This is a genomic window from Novosphingobium sp. IK01, from assembly GCF_033242265.1.
Classification (GTDB): Bacteria; Pseudomonadota; Alphaproteobacteria; order Sphingomonadales; family Sphingomonadaceae; genus Novosphingobium; species Novosphingobium pituita.
On the sequence record NZ_BTFW01000001.1, the window covers coordinates 1,473,505 to 1,492,584 of the forward strand.

The following is a 19,080-nucleotide window of genomic DNA, read 5'->3' on the forward strand; positions in this document are numbered from 1 at the left end:
GGCAACGATGAGGCGGATGATCGCCCTTTCCGCCCTGCTTGCCCCCCTCGCCGGGTGCGGCACGCCGCCTGATGCCGACCGGCAGGAGGGCGAACCGAGCGTTCTGGTCAGCCTGACCAGACCGACGCGCGGAAGCCTGCCGCAGGAGATCGAGGCATTCGGCGCGGCCACGCCCGCCACCAATGGCACCGAAACGATCAGCATGGCCCAGCCCGGCCAGATCACCAGCCTTGCCGTCACGCCGGGCAGCGCGGTCCACGCGGGCCAGACGCTGGCGACCTTTGCCCTCGCCCCGACCGCGCGCAGCACTTTTCTGCAAGCGCAAGAAGCCCTCCTCGCCGCGCAGAAACAGCGCGCCAGCACCGCCCAGTTGCTCGCCCAGCAACTGGCCACCCGGGACCAGCTCGTGCAGGCCGACAAGGCCGTGTCCGACGCGCGCGTGGCGCTGGCCGGGCTGCGGGCCGAAGGCGCCGGTCAGGCCGTGCAGACCCTGCGCGCCCCGTTCGCGGGCACGGTCATCGCCATCAGCGCCGCCCAGGGCGACAGGACGCTGCCGGGCGCCCCGATCATGACGCTGGCGCGGGCCGGTGGCATCGTCGTGACCGTCGGCGTCGATCCCGCCCGGCGCGCGGCCCTGTCGGTGGGCCAGCCTGCCCGGCTTGCGCCTCTGGCAGGCGGGGCGCCGATCATGGGCCATGTCCTGCGCATCGACAGCGCGCTCAATCCCAGAACCCGGATGATCGATGTCGACCTCGCCTTCCCAAGCGGCGTCCTTTTGCCCGGTGAAGGCGTGCAGGCCACGATCGCGACCGGGCAGGTTTCAGGCTGGGTCGTGCCGCACAAGACGGTCGTGACCGCCGATGGCCCGGCCCATGTGTTTCAGGCCGTGGGCGGCAAGGCAAAAGCCGTGCCCGTGCGCGTCGCGCTGTCCTCGGACAGCGGCGATGTCGTCGAAGGGGCGCTCGATCCTGCGCGGCCGATCATCGTCGATGGCGCCTATCAGGTGCAGGACGGCATCGCCATCCGGCAGGATCAGCCATGATCGCGCGGCTGCTTCACCGGCAATCGCGCGCGTTCGTCCTTGTCGCCGTGGCCGTGGCGCTGGCCGGGATGATCGCGGCGCTGTCGCTGCCGACCGGCCTCTTCCCGCAAGTCTCGTTCCCGCGCGTGGTCGTCGATCTCGACGCGGGGAGCCGCCCGGCCAGCCAGACCGCGCTCACCGTCACCCGCCCGGTCGAGGAAGCGATCCGCGCGATCCCCGGCGTGCGCGATGTCCGCTCGGAAACCAGCCGGGGCTCGGCGCAGATCTCCATCGACTTTGGCTGGGGCCGCGACATGGTCGCCAGCACGCTGCTCGTCGATTCGGCGATTGCCCGCGTCCTGCCCGCGCTGCCCGCAGGCACCGCCTATAACGTGCGGCGCATGGACCCGACGGTCTTCCCGATCATCTCCTATGCGCTGGTCGCGCACAATGGCGATCCGGTCGCCTTGCAGGATCTGGCGCGCTATCAGATCACGCCGCTGCTTTCGTCCATCGAAGGCCTCGCGCGGGTCGATGTCCAGGGCGGACAGACCGCCGAAGTGCAGGTTCTGGCCGATCCCCGGCGCCTCGCCGATCACGCACTGGCGATGCGCGACCTCACCAATGCAATCCGCGACGGCAATGTGCTGAGCGCGGTCGGCCAAGTGCAGGACCGGGGGCGCCTGTCGCTCGTCATCGCCGATCACAGCGTGATCACCGCGCGGCAGGTGGGCGATATCGTCGTCCAGTCCGATGCCACCGGCGTCGTGCGGGTCCGCGATGTCGCCACGGTACAGGATGGCCGCATGCCGCAATGGATGCGCATCGTCGAGGACGGGCAACCGGCGGTCCTGTTCAACATCTACGAACAGCCCGACGGCAACGCGGTGCGGATCGCGCAGGAGGTCCGCCAGAAACTGGCGACCTTGCGACTCCCTCCCGGCGTGCGGCTGGTCAACTGGTACGACCAGAGCGAACTGGTGATGCAATCGGCGGCCAGCGTGCGCGATGCCGTGCTGATCGGGCTGGTGCTGGCCGCGCTGGTGCTGCTGTTCTTCCTGCGCAGCTGGCGGGTGACGCTGGTGGCGGTGATCGTCGTCCCGGCCACGCTGGCGGCCACCGTGCTGGTGCTCAGCGTGCTGGGGATGAGCTTCAACATCATGACGCTGGGCGGCATTGCCGCGGCGGTCGGCCTGCTGATCGACGACGTGATCGTGATGGTCGAGCATATCGCCCGCCGGGCCAGCGCACGCGACGAACAGGGCCGCGTGGCGGGCCGCAGCGCCGTGTTCGGCGCCGCGCAGGAATTCATGCGCCCCCTGACCGGATCGAGCCTGGCCACGCTGATCGTCTTCCTCCCGCTCTCGTTCCTGAGCGGGGTGACCGGGGCCTTTTCCAAGGCGCTGTCGGTCACCATGGCCGCCGCCCTCGCCATCTCGTGGGCGATGACCGCCTTCGTCGTGCCCGTGCTGACCGGCTGGCTGGTCGATTTCGACACCTGGCGCGATCCGGGCGAAACCGGCAAAGGCCCGCTTGCCCGCGTGCAGGACCGCGCGCTCGACCGCCTGACCGGCAGGCCATGGCTGCTCGTCGCCATTCTCGTGCCGCTGCTGGCGCTCGGCTATATCGGCTACAGGGCAGTGCCCACCGGCTTCATGCCCAGTGTCGATGAAGGCGGCTTCATCATGGACTATTACACCGCGCCGGGCACCTCGCTCGACGAAACCGGGCGGCAGGTCGGGCAGATCGACGCCATGCTCAAGGCCGATCCCGACGTGCTCACGTTCTCGCGCCGCCTTGGCACCGGGCTGGGCGGCGATCTGGGCCAGAGCTATCACGGCGACTATTTCGTGCGGCTCAAACCGGGCCACGGCAGGCCGACCGAAGAGGTCGCCACCCGCCTGAGCGAGGAAGTCGCGCGCAAGGTGCCCGGTGTCGAGGTCGAGGTCGCCCAGCTCATGGAAGACCTGATCGGCGACCTGACCGCCGTGCCCCAGCCGATCGAGGTCAAGCTCTTCGCCTCGGACCCGTCGGTGCTCTATGGGCAGGCCCGGAAAGTCGCCGCGATCATCGCGCGGATCAACGGCGTGGTCGAGGTCAGGGATGGTGTGCGGCTGGCCGGCGACGCGCTCGCCGTGCGGATCGATCCCGTCCGGGCGGGGCTGGAAGGGGTGACTCCCGCCGAGGTGGAAAGCCAGCTTTCCGACGGCCTGACCGGCGCCCTCGCCACGACGCTGCCCCAGCCCGCCAAGGCCGTCAACGTGCGCGTCCGCCTGCCCGATGCCACGACGATCAGCCAGACCCGGCTGGCCGACCTGCCCATTCGCGCCGCCGATGGCCATGTCTTCCCATTGTCGCGGGTCGCCAGCCTCACGCCAGAGGCCGGGCAACCCCAGATCAGCCGCGAGAATCTCGAACCCATGGTCGCGGTCACCGGCCGCATCCAGGGGCGCGGCATCGGCGCGGCGGTCGGCGATGTGATCGCCGCGCTCGACAAGCCCGGCACGCTGGGTCCGGGCGTCCGCTATGAACTGGGCGGGCTCTATCAGCAGCAACAGATCGCCTTTGCCGGTCTGGTGCGGGTCTTCGGCGCGGCGCTGGTCGCCGAATTCCTCCTCCTGCTGGTGCTCTATCGCCGCCTCATGCTGCCGGTCATCATCATCGGCTGCTCGCTGCTCTCGACGAGCGCGGTGTTCACGGCGCTGTGGCTGTGCGGGGTCGATCTCAACATCACCGCGCTGATGGGCATGACCATGATCATCGGCATCGGCACCGAGATGGCGATCTTCTACGTTTCGGAGTTCGAGGCCATGGCCCGGCACATGCCCCCCGCCCAGGCCGCACGCGAGGCCAGCCGACACCGCCTGCGCCCGATCACGATGACCACGCTGGCCGCGATCCTGACCCTGCTGCCGCTGGCCATGGCCATCGGCCAGGGATCGGGCATCCAGCAACCGCTGGCGATCGCGATCATCGCGGGCCTGTTGCTGCAATATCCGCTGGTGCTGGTCGCGATGCCGGTCCTCGTGCGCCTGACCCTTCGCAGGGCCTGATCCATGCACAATCAGGAGGGGGGGGCTCTTGCCTGCCCCCTCCTCGATTCCCGGCCAAACGCCGTGCGCCAAACGCAAAAAAGGCCAGAGCGAAACCGCCTGGCCATTCGATGATGCTATCGGAGAAAACTGGTGGAGCCGAGGGGGATCGAACCCCTGACCTCTACAATGCCATTGTAGCGCTCTCCCAGCTGAGCTACGGCCCCACATGTTTTGACACTGCTTCATCCTGGGCGAACGAAGCCCCGGTAAAACCGGGAATTTTGAAGACTGGTGGAGCCGAGGGGGATCGAACCCCTGACCTCTACAATGCCATTGTAGCGCTCTCCCAGCTGAGCTACGGCCCCATCTTCGTCTTCATGCCCGCCCTGGGGGGCGAACCGTCCCGGCGGTGTTCATCGCCGGGAGCCGCGCCTCTAAGGGAGACCTATGCGGCTGGCAAGAGGCTTTTTTCACCTGCCGCATTTTTCTTCGGCCCGTCCTGTGGATCATCTGTGGATGATTTTCGGACGGGCCGGGAAACAGGTCAGTTTTCCTCGTCCTCGCCTTCGTGGGCGCCCACGCCGAGGTCGTCGTCGCCACCCAGGTCGACGTCGTTGTCGGGCGAATCGCCGTCGTCGTCGATGTCCAGATCCTCGTCGGCCAGATCGACGTCGGCGTCGGCCTCGACCTTCTCCTTCTGGATCTCCTCATAGGGGATCGGCTGCTTCGACTTGAGCACCGGCTCGGGGTGCCACGAGTACTTGCATTCGACGCAGGTGACCGGATCGGCGTTGCCGAGGTCGTAGAAGCGGGTGCCGCACTTCGGGCAGCTGTGCTTGGCGCCCCATTCAGGCTTGACCATGAATAATCCTCGAAAAGCTTGCCCGCCGCCGGTGGGCACGGTGCAAAACCAACAAAAAGCGTAAAACCAGAAAACGTCTTGCCAGAAATCGTCTTGAAGGCACGCCGCCCGGAAATCAAGCGCGCGCACGCCCAGACTCTACGGCCAGACTGCGGCGCGCGCCTTGCCATAGGCGCCGCGCGCTGTCAAAAGCCGCGCGATTTTGTCCGCTCCTTCAGTTTTTGGAAAGACCCTTCCCGTGAGCCACGACCCCGCCCAGATGCGCCCGCGCCGTTTTTCCGCCCAAGGGCCGCTCACGGGCCGGATTCGCGTTCCGGGCGACAAGTCGATCAGCCACCGCTCGATCATGCTGGGCGCGCTGGCCGTGGGCGAGACCCGCGTGACGGGCCTGCTCGAAGGCGAGGACGTGCTGTCCACCGCCGCCGCCATGCGCGCGATGGGCGCCACCATCGAGCGGCAGGCCAATGGGGAATGGCTGGTCGCGGGCGTGGGCGTGGGCGGGCTGCTCCAGCCCGGCACCGCGCTCGACATGGGCAATTCGGGCACCTCGACCCGCCTGCTGATGGGCCTTGTCGCCACCCACCCGATCACCGCCTGCTTCGTGGGCGACGCCAGCCTGTCGAAGCGCCCGATGGGCCGCGTGATCGATCCGCTCACGCAGACCGGCGCGCGTTTCACGTCCTATCCCGGTGGCCGCCTGCCGCTGATCGTCGAGGGCGCGACCACGCCGGTTCCGCTCACCTACCGCCTGCCGGTCGCCTCGGCGCAAGTGAAAAGCGCGATCCTGCTGGCCGGGCTCAACACGCCGGGCACGACCACGGTGATCGAGCCGGTTCCCACCCGCGACCATTCCGAGCGCATGCTGCGCGGCTTTGGCGCCGATCTTTCGGTCGAGCTGGAAAGCGACGGCACGCGGATCATCCGCCTTGCGGGCGAGGCCGAACTCAAGCCGCAGACCATCACCGTGCCCGGCGATCCCTCGTCGGCGGCATTCTTTGCCGTGGCTGCGCTGATCGTGCCGGGCTCGGACCTGATCATCGAGAACGTCGGCCTCAACCCCACCCGCGCCGCCTTGTTCGACGTGCTGCGCCAGATGGGCGGCGCGATCGAGGAACTCGACCGCCGCGATGTCGGCGGGGAGCCGGTGGCCGACTTGCGCGTGCGCGCCTCGGCCCTGACCGGCATCGAGGTCGATCCGGCGGTCGTGCCCGCGATGGTCGACGAATTCCCCGTGCTGTTCGTGGCCGCCGCCCATGCCAGGGGCCGCACCGTCACGCGCGGGCTTGAGGAACTGCGGGTCAAGGAATCCGACCGCATCACCGTGATGCGCGTGGCGCTGGAACTGGCTGGCGCGAACGTGACCGAAACCGAAGATGGCCTGATCATCGAGGGCACCGACGGCGCCCCCCTTCCCGGCACGGCACCCGATGCGCGCGTGGCCACCCACCTCGACCACCGCATCGCCATGGCCATGGCCGTGGCCGGCCTTGCCAGCGCGCAGGGCGTCGAAGTGGACGACACCCGCCCCATCGCCACCAGCTTCCCGGTATTCGAGGCCCTGATCGCCACCGCGACCGGGCAAGCCTGAAAGCCCTTCGCGTGATCACGCCCGTTCTGCCTCCGCTTCTGGCAGACATCTGCGGATTTGCCGGAATGGCCTGCGTGATTCTGGCCTATGGCTATGCCACGTACGGGGCCACGCGAGGGGGTGCCAAAGGGCCCCCCGCCAACCCCTTCATCCAGCACGGGACCAACCTTGCAGGCGCGGCCCTGCTCACGGTCTCGCTGCTGGTCCACCTCAACCCCGCCTCGCTCGTGCTCGAAGGATTCTGGGCGGCCATCGCCATCTGGGGCCTGGTCAAGGCGTTTCGCGAAAAGGGAAGCAAAACCCGATGATTATCGCTATCGACGGCCCCACCGCCTCGGGCAAGGGCACCATCGCCCGCGCGCTGGCTGCCCACTTCGGCCTGCCCCATCTCGACACCGGGCTGCTCTATCGCGCGGTCGGACGGCAGGTCTTCCTTGCGGGCGGCAATCCTGACGATCCCGAACAGGCGCTGGCCGCCACCGCCTTCCCCGACAGCCTGCTCGAAGACCCCGAACTGCGCTCGGAGGAAACCGGGGGGCTGGCCAGCCGCGTCTCGATCCACCCCGCCGTGCGCGCGGCCCTGCTCGAACGCCAGCAGGCCTTTGCCAACCAGCCGGGCGGCGCCGTTCTTGACGGGCGCGACATCGCCACGGTCATCGCCCCCCACGCCCCGGCCAAGCTCTTCGTGACCGCGAGCGTCGCCGCGCGCGCGCTGCGCCGCTGGGCCGAGATGCAGGGCCAGGGCCGCACCGTCAGCCGCGAAGCGATCGAAGCCGACCTCGCCGCCCGCGACGAACGCGACGCCAACCGCGCCCAGGCCCCCTTGCGTCAGGCCCCCGACGCCGCCCTGCTCGACACGTCCGCGATGGGCCGCGAAGTCGCCATCGCAACGGCCATCGCCCTCGTCGAAAAGCAGCTCGCCAGCAGGTAAAGCAACCGGTCAGGCAGGGGCCCCTCTCCCCTGCCCCCTCTCCCCTGCCGCCTGCCCCCGGTCACTCCGGCTTTTCGCCCAGGATCTGCACGCGGAAGCCCGAGCGCACTTGCGGGAAATAGTCCCAGATCGCCGAATGCTGCGCACAACGGTTGTCCCAGAAGGCGATCGAATGGGGCTGCCAGCGGAACCGGCACTGGAACATCGGGTGCTGGACATGTTCGTAGAGGAACGTCAGCAGCGCGCGGCTCTCGATGGCCGGGATGCCTTCGATGTGGGTGGTGAAGCCCCGGTTCACATAGATGCACTTGCGCCCCGTCACCGGGTGGGTGCGGATCACCGGATGGCTGTTGCGCGGCAATTTCATGCCCTCGGGCGTGATCCCGCCAAAGCCCATGACCGCATCGTGCACCGCGGTCAGCCCGTCGAGATAGCCCTTCATCCGGTCCGAAAGCGCGTCATAGGCCGCGTACATGTTGGAAAACACGGTGTCGCCGCCCACCGGCGGGATCGTGTGGAGATAGAGGATCGAGCCCATCGGGGGCTGTTCGTCGCAGCTCATGTCCGAATGCCAGTCCTCGCCAGCCACGAACGTGCTGTTTTCATCGGCGTGGATGATCGTCACTTCGGGGTGGCCGGGCACCTGCCAGGGCGCCGTGCTGGGCGCGACATGGACACCGCCGAAATATTCGGCGAGGCGGATGTGATCGGCATGGGACAGCTTCTGGTCGCGGAAAAACAGCACCAGCCGGTCGGCCATGGCCGCGCGCAGTTCCTCGACCTGCCGGTCGCTGAGCGGCGCGGTCAGGTCCAGCCCCGAGACTTCCCCGCCCATCACCGGGGTCACGGGGGCAACAGTGATCGTTTCGTAGCTCATCGCTCAGGCACCTTGGAAAAAAGATTTCAGATCAGCGGCCAGTTCATGCGCAGCGGCAGCCCGGAACGCGCGACCACGGCCTGCGCGGCCTCCTGCGCCTGCGCCAGCAGGGCTTCCTCGTCGATGGTCGTCGAGCGCCCGGCGGCCACTACCCGGCGCCCTTCGACCCAGACACTGTCGACCCCGCGCCCGTCGGCCGTCCACACCAGATGCTGCACGGGATTGTGCAGCGGCACCCATTCGGGGCGGCGCGTGTCGTGCAGCACGAGGTCGGCCCGCGCCCCCACGGCCAGCGTGCCGACCTGCCCTTCCAGCCCCATCGCGCGCGCGCCGTTGACCGTGAGCATTTCGAGCGCAGCCTCGGCGGGGAACAGCGCGGTATCGCCGCGCGCATCCTTCCACAGCCCGGCCATGAGCCGCGCCGAAGGCATCAGGTCGTGCCGGTCGCCGCCATCGGTGCCCAGCGCAAGATTGACACCCTGCGCCGCCATTTCGGGGAACAGCCCGCGCGTGGTCGCCTGATAGCCGCCCTTGAGCGAGGCTTCGGGGCAATGGACGACATGGGTGCCGCTTTGCGCGACAAGGGCAACTTCGCTTTCGTCGATGTGGACCATGTGGACGAGCGCCAGATGATCGCCCAGCACCCCCAGATCGGCCAGCCAGTGCAGCGGGCGCTTGCCCTCGTGGGCCAGATACCATTCCGCATCGCCGGGCGCGGGGGCCATGTGCGCGGCGATGTGCAGCCCTCGCTCGCGCGCGATGGCGCTGGCCGCCTGCCACAGCGGGGCGGTGTTGGTCATGTGCCCGACCAGCAGCGGCCAGGCCGCGATCAGGCGCCCGTCGTCGGGCAAGGCCGCCAGATCGGCCTCGATAGCGGCAATCGCCTTGTCGGTCAGCGCGGTCTGGTCATCATCGGGCGCAAAGGCGCGGTCCATGCACCAGCGCCCGATCCGCCCGCGAATGCCCACCGGTTCGAGCGCGGCGGCCACTTCATCAAAGGCCAGGATCGTGCCCGCCTCCAGAAACGTGGTCGTCCCGCTCTTGAGCATGGTGAGCGCGGCGAGCCGGGCGGCCAGCGCCTGCTCGCGCGGGGTGTGCCCGTGATAGAGCGGGATCACCCATTGGTTGAGCCCTTCGTCGAACGGCAGATGCTCGGGCAGGAAATTGCGCAGCAAAGTCTCGGTCAGGTGGACATGGCCGTTGACGAAGCCGGGCGTGCCGACAAAGCCGCGCCCGTCGATCACCTCGCGCGCGCGGACCTGCCCCTCGACCTGGTCACGCGGCCCCACCGCCACGATGCGCCCGCCCGCCATGGCCAGCGCCCCGTCGCGGATCACCCGCCGCGTGGCATCCATGGTGACGAGCATCGCCCCCGCAACGAGGGTATCGGCCTCGATCATCTCCATTCCGGACATCTCCATTCCGGGCCTCTCCATCTCAGCCGAACCGGAAGGCCGAAATGTCGGCCATCATCACGGTGTCGGTGAAATCGCGTGTCCCGGCATCGTCCAGCGCGGCCCCGGCGGCGACCATCAGCGGGATCAGGTGCTCTTCGCGCGGGTGGCTCAGGCGGCCCGAAGGGGCGGACGACCATTGCGCCAGCTTCTGCCAGCGCGTGGCCGGGTCGCTCTCGACCGCCTGCGTCAGCCAGGCATCGAACTGGGCCGAAGGCTGGGTAGCGGCGGGCGAGAAGAACGCGCGCATGTTGTGGAAGCTCATCCCCGAACCGACGATCAGCACGCCTTCCTTGCGCAACGGGGCCAGCGCGCGCCCTGCCCGCAAGTGCGCCTCGGGGTCGAGATCGCGCCTGAGCGAGAGCGGCACGACCGGAATATCGGCCTCGGGCGTGACCAGCAGGAACGGGATGAACACCCCGTGGTCGAAGCCGCGCCGCGCATCGGTGCGCGCGGGCAGCCCCTCGGCGCGGATCAGCTCGACGATCCGCCCGGCCAGTTCCGGGGCACCGGGCGCGGGAAACTTCAGCTCATAGGTGTGCTGGGGGAAGCCGTAATAGTCGAAGATCATCTCGGGCGCGGGCGCGCATGCGGCGGCAAACTCGCCCTCTTCCCAGTGGCCCGAGACGACCACGATGGCCTTGGGCCTTTCTGGCAGGCTGGCGATCAGGCCCTTGAGATAGGCGGCGGTCTTGTCCCAGGCATCGGCGGGCCCGCCCATGGCGCGCCAGTCCATGAAGAAACACGGGCCGCCGCCATGGGGGATGAACAGGGTGGGCATGGTGGCGGTGGAAACATCAGGCATGATCGGGAGGCGCTCCTGCGGGGCTGGCTTGGGGAATGGGCTAGGACCGAAGGGCGTCGGGCGTCTTGATCACGCGCGCAAGCAATTTTGCAAACAGGCCCCTGACCCGACTTGATGCGCTGCGCCCTCGTTCTTGCGCCCCGGCCCGCCCCCCTTTGCAAGGCCCCGCACCATGGGGTCTACTCGTGTCGATCCGCTTCAGGGAAACCGTTTCGCCGATGTCGTCATCTCCCGCTTCCCGTCTTGCCGCCATTCACGTCGCGATTGCCGCCACGATTGCCAACACCTTGTGCATGACGGCGGCGATCTCGGCGACGATCGGGGTCTTCCTCGTGCCCATCGCCACCGAATTCGGCTGGCCGCGCGCGGCGGTCTCGGGGGTGCTCGGGCTGATCTCGGTGATCAGCGCGATTGCCTATCCGCTGGCCGGGCGGGCGATGGACCGCTTCGGATCGCGCTGGATCCTGCTGGCGGGCAATATCGGGCTGGCGGCGGGCATCGTGCTGGTTTCGCGGTCGAGCGCCTCGATCGCCGATTTCTACTGGCGCTTTGCCGTGGCCGGGCTGTTCGGAACGATGGCCGCCACCGGCATGGTCAGCAAGATCGTGTCCGACTGGTTCGACGCGCGGCGCGGGCTGATGCTGGGGATCACGGCGGGCGTGGGCAATGGCGTGGGCGCCACGATCATGCCGGTTCTGGCGGGCGTGCTGCTCACATTTTATGGCTGGCGCACGGCCTATCTGGTGATCGGCCTCGTCGTTTTGCTGGCCGCACCCTTCATCGCGTTCTGGCTGCGCGAGGCTCCCACCCCCACACAAGCCAAGGACCGCAAGGCCGGGCCGGTCGCCGGGCTTTCCCTGGCCGAGGCGGTGCGCACCCGCGCGTTCTGGCTGATGCTGGTGGCGATTGCCGCCGGGGCGGGCGGGATGACGGCGATGTTCACCCATGTCGTCCCGCTGCTCACCGGCCACGGGGTGAGCCTCGCCGAAGCGACCGGGGTGGTGGTGACTTTCGCGCTCGTCACTGCCGGGTGGCAGGTCGTCACCGGCGCCCTGCTCGACCGCTGGCGCACCCCGCGCCTGATCCTGCCGATGTATGCCAGCGCGATTGCGGGCATGCTGATGCTCCAGTTCCTGACCGGAAGCGTGGCGATCCTTGGCGCGGGCGTTTTGCTGGGGATCGGCATGGGCGCCGAATATGGGGCGCTGTCCTATTTCGTCTCGCGCTATTTCGGGCTGCGGCATTTTGGGGCCATCGTGGGTGTGTTCTATGCGGTGGTGGCCTTCATCCAGGGCGTGGCGCCCGCGCTGATGGATGTGAGCTTCGACCACAGCGGCACGTATGCCATTGCCACGCTGGCGATTGTCGGGGCATTGGTGCTGGGCATGGTGCTGCTGGCGCTGCTGCCCCATCCCGACCGGATGGAGCCAGTCCAGACCGCGACCGATTCCCCGTCCGGCGGCGCGCTGGCCCTTTCCCTGTAAGATTCGGAACTGCTTCGATGTCCCTTGTCGTGTTCGGCTCCATCAACCGCGACGTGGTCATGCGCGTGGCCCATCTGCCCCGTCCGGGCGAAACGCTTTGCGCCCAAAGCCACGACCTGCTGCCCGGCGGCAAGGGCGCCAACCAGGCCACCGCCGCCGCGCTTCAGGGGGTGCCAACGATCATGCTGGGCGCCGTGGGCGAGGATGCCCATGGCGCGGCGATGCGGGCCGCGCTGGCCGCCGCCGGGGTCGATACCGCCGCGATAGCCCATGTGCCGGGGCCGACCGGGCTGGCCTATGTCTTCGTGGCCGAGGACGGCGAGAACCAGATCGTGATCGTGCCGGGGGCCAATGGCGCCCTGCGCGCGCCTGCCAGCCTGCCGCCCGGCACCACGATGGCGCTGGCCCAGGCAGAAGTCGCGCCCGATGAAGTCGCCGCGTTCCTCGCGCTCGCCCGCAAGGCCGGGGCCACCACGCTCTACAACGCCGCCCCCGCCACCGATGAGGCCCGCGCGGCGCTGGCGCTGGCCGACATCGTGGTGGTCAACGAGACCGAACTGGCCTTCTTTCTGGGCGAGCCTGAGCCTCCGCACGGCGAGGCCGCCGTGGCCCGCGCCGCCACGCGGCTGGCCTGCCACCCGCAGCCCGGCCATGCTCGTCAATGGGTGATCGTGACGCTGGGCGGCGCCGGGGTTCTGGCCCATGGCCCCGAAGGCACGATCCGCCTGCCCGCCCCGCGCGTGCCGGTGGTCGATACGACCGGGGCGGGCGACACCTTCTGCGGGGTTCTCGCCGCGCGTCTGGCACAAGGGGCCATGATGCCCGAAGCACTGGCCTTTGCCGTGGCCGCCGCCGCGCTGGCAGTGCAGCGCGCAGGCGCGGCAGCGGCGATGCCAACGCGGGGTGACGTGGAAGCGGCACTGGCCTGTTCCACCCGCTGAGCGCTCTTGGTTATCCCCCGCGCAACAATTGCACGCCCCAGTCGCGCTCGAACAGATAGAGCAGAACCCGCGCCGCCTCCCCGCGCGGCGAGGAAAGCCCCCCGTCGCGGTCCATCAGCAGCCGCGCGTCATCGTGGGCGATCGGCAGCAGCGCGGCGATCTGCTCGAAATCGGCGACGCGGAACGGCGTATCGCCCGATTGGCGCGTGCCCAGCAGTTCGCCCCCGCCGCGCAGGCGCAAGTCTTCCTCGGCCAGCAGGAAGCCGTCCTGCGTCTCGCGCATCAGCGCCAGCCGCTCGCGCCCGACTTTGCTGACCATATCGCCGCGCAACAGCAGGCACGTCGATTTCTGGCTGCCGCGCCCGACCCGCCCGCGCAACTGGTGCAACTGGGCAAGGCCAAAGCGTTCGGCCTGCTCGATCACCATCAAGGTCGCATTGGGCACGTCGACGCCGACCTCGATCACGGTCGTCGCCACCAGCAGCCTTGCCTCGCCGCTGGCAAAGCGTTCCATCGCCGCGTCCTTGGCCTCGGGCCGCATCTGGCCATGGACCATGACCACGCCATCCCCGAACCGTTCCGAGAGCATGGCATGGCGCGCCTCGGCAGCGGCCAGATCCTCGTTCTCGGCCTCGCGCACCATCGGGCAGACCCAATAGGCCTGATGGCCCGCAGCCATGTGGCGCCCGATCCCCTCGATCACGTCGGCCAGTCGCTCCTGCGCGACGACGCGGGTGTCGATGGCCTGACGGCCGGGGGGCATTTCATCGAGCCGCGAGACTTCCATCTCGCCATATTGGGCGAGCGTGAGCGTGCGCGGGATCGGCGTTGCGGTCATCGCCAGACAGTGCGGCGTGCGCCGCGCCTTTTGCGTGAGCAGCAGGCGCTGGCCGACGCCAAAGCGGTGCTGCTCGTCGATCACCACCAGCGCGAGGTTGCGATAGGCGACGCTGTCCTGAAAGATCGCATGGGTGCCGACCAGAATGTCGATCCCGCCATCGAGCAGGTTCATCAACAGCGCCTCGCGCGCGCGGCCCTTGTCGCGGCCCGTGAGCAGCGCGATGTTGACGCCGGTGCCCCGCGCCATCTTCGCCAAAGTATCGGCATGCTGGCGCGCAAGGATTTCGGTGGGTGCCAGCAGGGCCGCCTGCCCGCCCGCCTCGACCGCGATCAGCATCGCATGAAGCGCCACCGCCGTCTTGCCCGAGCCGACATCGCCTTGCAGCAGGCGCAACATGGGCGAGCCTTGCGCCATGTCGCCCTCGATCTCGCCGATCGCGCGGGTCTGCGCGCCGGTCAGCGTGAAGGGGAGGTTGAGCTTGTCGCGCAAGTGCCCGTCGCCATGGAGCGCTTGCCCCGCGCGCTTGCGGTTGGCCTCGCGCACCAGCATCAGCGCGAGGGCATTGGCGAACAGTTCATCGTAGGCCAGCCGGTCGCGCGCGCGCTTGTCCTGCCCCTTGTGCGCGGCCAGCATCGCCTCGCGCCACGCGGGCCATTCCTCGCGCGCCTTCAGGCCCGGCTCGATCCATTCGGGAAGCTCGGGGGCAAGGCTCAGCGCCTGCTGGACGAGGGCGTTGATCCGCCCCTGCGTCAGCCCTTCGGACAGCGGATAGACCGGCTCGACCAGATGCCCCATCAGCGCGCCGCCATCCTCGCTCACATGGTCGGGATGGACGATCTGGAGCGAGGAACCGAACTGGTCGAGCCGCCCGGCCACCCAGCGCGTTTCGTCCACCGGCAGCGCCTTTTTGGCGGTATAGGACGCGCGCCCGAAATAGGTGATCGAGACCGTCTCGCCCGCGCTGTCCGCCGCGATCACCCGGAACGGGCCGCGCCCGGCGGGCTGGCGATGCTCGAGCACGGTCAGCATGATGACGATCTGCTCGCCCACCTGCCCTTGCGCGAGGGTGGGCACCGCGCGGCGTTCGACGAAGCGGTCGGGCAGATGATAGAGGAAATCGCGGACCCGCGTGAGGCCCAGCTTGTCGAGCGGGCGGGCAAGCCCGGCCCCCACGCCCTTGAGACTGGTGGCCTCGGCAAACAGCGGATTGAGCAAGTCGGGACGCATGAGGCTCCCCATAAAGGCCAAGCGGGCGTTGCGCCATGGGGCAAGCCGGTTTACCCGCAACCACCATGACCCAAACGCCTTCCGACTCCGCTTCCGCTCCTCTCGATGAAGCCCGCCTGCGCAAGATGAAGTTCCGCGCCTGGCACCGTGGCACGCGCGAGGCCGATTACATGATCGGCTGCTTCTTCGACACCTTCCACCCCCAGTGGGGCGAGGCCGAAGCGGCATGGTTCGAAAAGCTGATGGACGAGGAAGATGTCGACATCCTCGGCTGGGCGCTGGGCACGCTGTCGGTTCCGCCCGAATATCAGGGCCCGTGGATGGAGCGCATGCGCAAGCTCGATTACGTCGAAATCCCCCGCTGATCCCCCTCCTTCGTCCTTCCCGCGCAGGCGGGAATCCAGCGGCAAGGCCTGAAGCCACAGCCTGTCCCTGACATGTCGCGAAGCTGGATTCCCGCCTGCGCGGGAAGGACGAATGTACTCTCTCCCGCCCCGAAGAGCCTCCTATGCCCGATCTTGCCCGCATCCTGTCCGCCCGCACCCCGCTGACGCTGTCCAGCGTGGCCAGAGGCGCGCAGCCGCTGGTTCTGGCCGATCTGGCGCGGGCGGCAGCGGCGGCAAAGGAGCAGGGCCGCGCGGTGTTCATCGCGCCCGACGACACCGCCTTGCGCGCCATCATGGACAGCGCCGCGTTCTTCGCGCCCGAACTCGACGTGATCGACTTTCCGGCCTGGGACTGCCTGCCCTACGACCGCGCCTCACCCGCGCTCTCGATCAGTGCGCGGCGACTGGCCGCCCTGCAAAAGTTGCAGCACAAGCGCGATGGCACCCCGCACCTGCTGGTCACCACGATCAACGCGGTGCTCCAGCGCACGCTCACCCCGTTCCGCATCCGCGAATCGACCCGCCTGCTTTCGCCCGGCGTCGAGATCGGGCGCGAGAGCCTGATCGCGCTGCTCCAGCGGCAGGGCTATTCGCGCACCGATACCGTGGTCGATGCCGGCGAATATGCGGTGCGCGGATCGGTCTTCGACATTTACCCGACCGGGCTCGACCACGGGCTGCGCCTCGATTTCTTTGGCGACGAGCTGGAAACGCTGCGCCTGTTCGATCCCAATACCCAGCGTTCGGTCCAGCCGGTCGAAACCCACCTGCTGCTCCCGGCCAGCGAGGCCCTGCTCGACGAAGCCTCGATCAAGCGCTTCCGCAGCCGCTATCGCGAACGGTTCGGCGCCAATGCCACGGGCGATCCACTCTATCAGGCGGTCAGCGAAGGGCGCCGCCTTGCGGGCATGGAGCACTGGCTGCCCCTGCTCGAAGAGCGCATGGTCACCCTGTTCGACCACCTCGCCCCCGGCGACCTCGTGGTGATCGACGCGGCCGCCGCCAAGGCCGCCGAAACGCGCCTTGCCGACATTGCCGACTATCGACAGGCCCGCACCGACAGCGCCGCCCGCCAGCCCGGACATTACCGCCCGCTGCCCGAAGACGCGCTCTACCTGACGCGCGACGAATTCGACCGGGCGCTGGCAGGCTGGCCGGTCCACCGCACGACCCTGTTTGCCGAACCGGAATCGGCTTCTGTAATCGATTTCGGTTTCACCAGTGCACGCGATTTCACCCCCGACCGCGCACAAGGCGTCAATATTTACGAGGCGGCGGCCAAGCATCTGGCCGCGCTGGGCACGCGCGGCCTCAAGCCGATCATCGCGGCCTATACCACCGGCTCGCGCGCGCGGCTCGCCTCGCTCCTGGCCGAAGCGGGCAAGCAGGCGCCTGCCCTTGCCGAGACATGGCAGGAGGCGCTGGGTCTGGCCGCCTCAGGCCGCCCGGTCGCGGTCGTGCTGCCGCTCGAAGCCGGGTTCGCCAATGCCGCGCTCGAACTCGTCACCGAGCAGGAAATTCTGGGCGACCGCCTCGTCCGACGGAAGAAGAAGCGCAAGGATGCCGACGCCTTCCTTGCGGAACTCTCCGCACTCACGCCGGGCGATCTCGTCGTCCACATGGACCACGGCATCGGGCGCTACGAAGGCCTCGAAGCGACCACCGTGGGCAAGAGCCCGCACGACTGCGTGCAGCTTACCTATGCCGGGGGCGACAAGCTCTATATCCCGGTCGAAAACCTCGACGTGCTCTCGCGCTATGGCGCCGAGAGTGACGGCGTCGCGCTCGACAAGCTAGGCGGTGAAGGCTGGCAGCGGCGCAAGGCGCGCATGCGCGAGCGCATCCTCGAAATGGCGGGCCAGCTCATGGCCACCGCCGCCCATCGCGCGCTGCGTCAGGCCGATGTCCTTCCGGTCGATCCGGCCAGCTATGGCCCGTTTGTCGACCGCTTCCCGTGGGACGAGACCGAAGATCAGGACCGCGCCATCGACGACGTGCTGACCGACATGGCCGGGGGCAAGCCGATGGACCGTCTGGTCTGCGGCGATGTTGGCTTCGGCAAGACCGAAGTGGCCTTGCGCGCGGCCTTCGTGGCGGCCATGGCCGGGCATCAGGTGGCAGTGATCGCCCCCACCACCCTGCTCGCGCGCCAGCACTACAGCAATTTCGTCGAGCGGTTTTCCGGCTTCCCCATCGAGATCGGGCGCCTGTCGCGCCTCGTCCCGGCCAGAGAGGCCACCGAGACGCGCGCGCGCCTCGCCGCCGGAACGCTCGACATCGTGGTCGGCACCCATGCGCTGCTGTCGAAGTCGGTCGAGTTCAAGCGGCTGGGCCTCGTCATCGTCGACGAGGAACAGCGCTTTGGCGTGACCCACAAGGAAAAGCTCAAGGAACTCAAGGCCGACGTTCACGTCCTTACGCTGACCGCCACGCCCATCCCGCGCACCTTGCAGATGGCCATGTCGGGCCTGCGCGAACTCTCGACGATCCAGACCCCGCCGGTCGACCGCCTCGCCGTGCGGACGTATGTGATGCCGTGGGACGACGTGACCATGCGCGAGGCGCTGATGCGCGAACACCAGCGCGGTGGGCAGAGCTTCATCGTCGTGCCGCGCATCGCCGACATGGCCGAAGTGGAAGACTGGCTGCGCCTCAACGTCCCCGAAGTCCGCTTCGTGACCGCGCACGGGCAGATGAACCCGACCGAAGTGGAAGACCGCATGAGCGCCTTCTACGACAAGCAATACGAAGTGCTGCTTTCGACCACGATTATCGAAAGCGGGATCGACATCCCGAGCGCGAACACCATCGTCCTCCACCGCGCCGACCGCTTTGGCCTCGCCCAGCTCTACCAGTTGCGTGGCCGCGTGGGCCGGGGCAAGCTGCGCGCCTATGCCTACCTGACCTACCCGGAAGACAAGGCCCTCTCCGAAATCGCCGAGAAGCGCCTGAAAGTATTGGGCGATCTCGATTCGCTGGGTGCGGGGTTCCAACTGGCCAGCCACGACCTCGACCAGCGCGGCGCGGGCAACCTTCTGGGCGACGAACAATCGGGCCATATCAAGGAAGTGGGCTTCGAGCTGTACCAGTCGATGCTCGAAGAGGCGATCCTGGCAGCCAAGGCGGGCGAACTGGGCCTTGCGCGGACGCGCGAGGCGCTGTCCCCCCAGATCACACTCGACGCGCCGATCATGATCCCCGAGGACTATGTGCCTGACCTTGCCGTGCGCATGGCGCTCTATCGCCGCATGAACGATGCCGAAGGCCCCGAGGCGGTCGAGGCGCTGGCCGCCGAGATGATCGACCGCTTCGGCCCCCTGCCCGCCCCCACGCAGAACCTGCTTAAACTCATCGAGGTCAAGCGTCAGGCCATCGAGGCACGCATCGCCAAGATCGATGTCGGCCCCAAGGGTGTGCTGGTCTCGTTCCACAACGACGATTTCCCCGATCCGATGGGGCTGGTCGCCTATGTCGAGCGGCTCAAGGGCACGGCCAAGCTGCGCCCCGACAACAAGCTGGTGATCAACCGCGCCTGGGGCGATCCGCAAGGCCGCCTCAACGGGCTGGTGCAGCTGACCAAGGGCCTTTCGACCATCGCCCGCCGCGCCGCGCGCAAGGCGGCCTGAGC

The 19,080-nt window shown here is 68.4% G+C and carries 14 protein-coding genes and 2 tRNA genes; 9 read left to right on the forward strand and 7 right to left on the reverse strand.

Going from position 1 to position 19,080, the window contains the following annotated elements:
• Positions 1 to 16 precede the first annotated feature (16 nt).
• Complete coding sequence (locus tag SBI20_RS06865) at positions 17 to 1,042, forward strand: efflux RND transporter periplasmic adaptor subunit (RefSeq protein ID WP_317974360.1); 1,026 nt, start codon at positions 17 to 19, stop codon at positions 1,040 to 1,042.
• Complete coding sequence (locus tag SBI20_RS06870) at positions 1,039 to 4,074, forward strand: efflux RND transporter permease subunit (RefSeq protein ID WP_317974361.1); 3,036 nt, start codon at positions 1,039 to 1,041, stop codon at positions 4,072 to 4,074. Before SBI20_RS06865 ends, SBI20_RS06870 begins: the two co-directional genes overlap by 4 nt.
• Before the next feature lie 130 nt (positions 4,075 to 4,204).
• Here the strand turns inward: SBI20_RS06870 and SBI20_RS06875 are convergent.
• From SBI20_RS06875 to SBI20_RS06885, 3 genes are all read right to left on the reverse strand, one after another.
• A tRNA-Ala gene (locus SBI20_RS06875) sits at positions 4,205 to 4,280 on the reverse strand.
• A 65-nt stretch (positions 4,281 to 4,345) separates the two neighbouring features.
• A tRNA-Ala gene (locus SBI20_RS06880) sits at positions 4,346 to 4,421 on the reverse strand.
• A gap of 179 nt (positions 4,422 to 4,600) precedes the next feature.
• On the reverse strand, positions 4,601 to 4,918 hold the full coding sequence (locus SBI20_RS06885; protein ID WP_317974362.1) for an FYDLN acid domain-containing protein: 318 nt from the start codon (positions 4,916 to 4,918) through the stop codon (positions 4,601 to 4,603).
• 259 nt (positions 4,919 to 5,177) lie between these two features.
• Between SBI20_RS06885 and aroA the strand changes: the two genes are divergently transcribed.
• The 3 genes from aroA to SBI20_RS06900 are packed head-to-tail and all read left to right on the forward strand — an operon-like array spanning position 5,178 to position 7,437.
• Positions 5,178 to 6,506 carry a 3-phosphoshikimate 1-carboxyvinyltransferase gene (gene aroA / locus SBI20_RS06890; RefSeq protein WP_317976057.1) on the forward strand — a complete coding sequence of 443 codons (1,329 nt, stop codon included), beginning with the start codon at positions 5,178 to 5,180 and terminating at the stop codon, positions 6,504 to 6,506.
• 11 nt (positions 6,507 to 6,517) lie between these two features.
• On the forward strand, positions 6,518 to 6,814 hold the full coding sequence (locus tag SBI20_RS06895) for a CBU_0592 family membrane protein (protein ID WP_411911501.1): 297 nt from the start codon (positions 6,518 to 6,520) through the stop codon (positions 6,812 to 6,814).
• Complete coding sequence (locus SBI20_RS06900) at positions 6,811 to 7,437, forward strand: (d)CMP kinase (RefSeq protein ID WP_317974363.1); 627 nt, start codon at positions 6,811 to 6,813, stop codon at positions 7,435 to 7,437. Before SBI20_RS06895 ends, SBI20_RS06900 begins: the two co-directional genes overlap by 4 nt.
• A 61-nt stretch (positions 7,438 to 7,498) precedes the next feature.
• Here the strand turns inward: SBI20_RS06900 and SBI20_RS06905 are convergent, their stop codons facing one another.
• The 3 genes from SBI20_RS06905 to SBI20_RS06915 are packed head-to-tail and all read right to left on the reverse strand — an operon-like array spanning position 7,499 to position 10,573.
• Positions 7,499 to 8,314: a TauD/TfdA dioxygenase family protein gene (locus SBI20_RS06905; protein ID WP_317974364.1), complete on the reverse strand. Its 816-nt coding sequence runs from the start codon at positions 8,312 to 8,314 to the stop codon at positions 7,499 to 7,501.
• Positions 8,315 to 8,340: 26 nt separating this feature from the next.
• Positions 8,341 to 9,735, reverse strand: a complete 1,395-nt coding sequence (locus SBI20_RS06910; protein WP_317974365.1) for an amidohydrolase family protein — start codon at positions 9,733 to 9,735, stop codon at positions 8,341 to 8,343.
• Between the two features lie 16 nt (positions 9,736 to 9,751).
• On the reverse strand, positions 9,752 to 10,573 hold the full coding sequence (locus SBI20_RS06915; protein ID WP_317974366.1) for a DODA-type extradiol aromatic ring-opening family dioxygenase: 822 nt from the start codon (positions 10,571 to 10,573) through the stop codon (positions 9,752 to 9,754).
• A 218-nt stretch (positions 10,574 to 10,791) separates the two neighbouring features.
• Here SBI20_RS06915 and SBI20_RS06920 point away from each other — a divergent pair, with 218 nt between their 5' ends.
• Both SBI20_RS06920 and SBI20_RS06925 read left to right on the forward strand, forming a co-directional pair.
• The gene (locus tag SBI20_RS06920; protein ID WP_317974367.1) at positions 10,792 to 12,057 is read left to right on the forward strand and encodes an MFS transporter; all 1,266 of its coding nucleotides are present in this window, start codon (positions 10,792 to 10,794) and stop codon (positions 12,055 to 12,057) included.
• Positions 12,058 to 12,074: 17 nt separating this feature from the next.
• Positions 12,075 to 12,998 carry a ribokinase gene (locus SBI20_RS06925; protein WP_317974368.1) on the forward strand — a complete coding sequence of 308 codons (924 nt, stop codon included), beginning with the start codon at positions 12,075 to 12,077 and terminating at the stop codon, positions 12,996 to 12,998.
• A 10-nt stretch (positions 12,999 to 13,008) separates the two neighbouring features.
• Here SBI20_RS06925 and recG read toward each other — a convergent pair whose 3' ends face one another.
• Positions 13,009 to 15,066 (reverse strand): ATP-dependent DNA helicase RecG, encoded by a 2,058-nt coding sequence (gene recG / locus SBI20_RS06930; protein WP_317974369.1) that lies wholly within the window; start codon positions 15,064 to 15,066, stop codon positions 13,009 to 13,011.
• Positions 15,067 to 15,131: 65 nt separating this feature from the next.
• On the opposite strand from recG, the gene SBI20_RS06935 reads away from it, so the two are divergent.
• Together SBI20_RS06935 and mfd are read left to right on the forward strand one after the other, a co-directional pair.
• Positions 15,132 to 15,431, forward strand: a complete 300-nt coding sequence (locus SBI20_RS06935) for an FAD assembly factor SdhE (protein WP_317974370.1) — start codon at positions 15,132 to 15,134, stop codon at positions 15,429 to 15,431.
• A gap of 143 nt (positions 15,432 to 15,574) precedes the next feature.
• Positions 15,575 to 19,078, forward strand: coding sequence for a transcription-repair coupling factor (gene mfd / locus SBI20_RS06940; protein WP_317974371.1), 3,504 nt, complete (start codon positions 15,575 to 15,577; stop codon positions 19,076 to 19,078).
• Positions 19,079 to 19,080 lie beyond the last annotated feature (2 nt).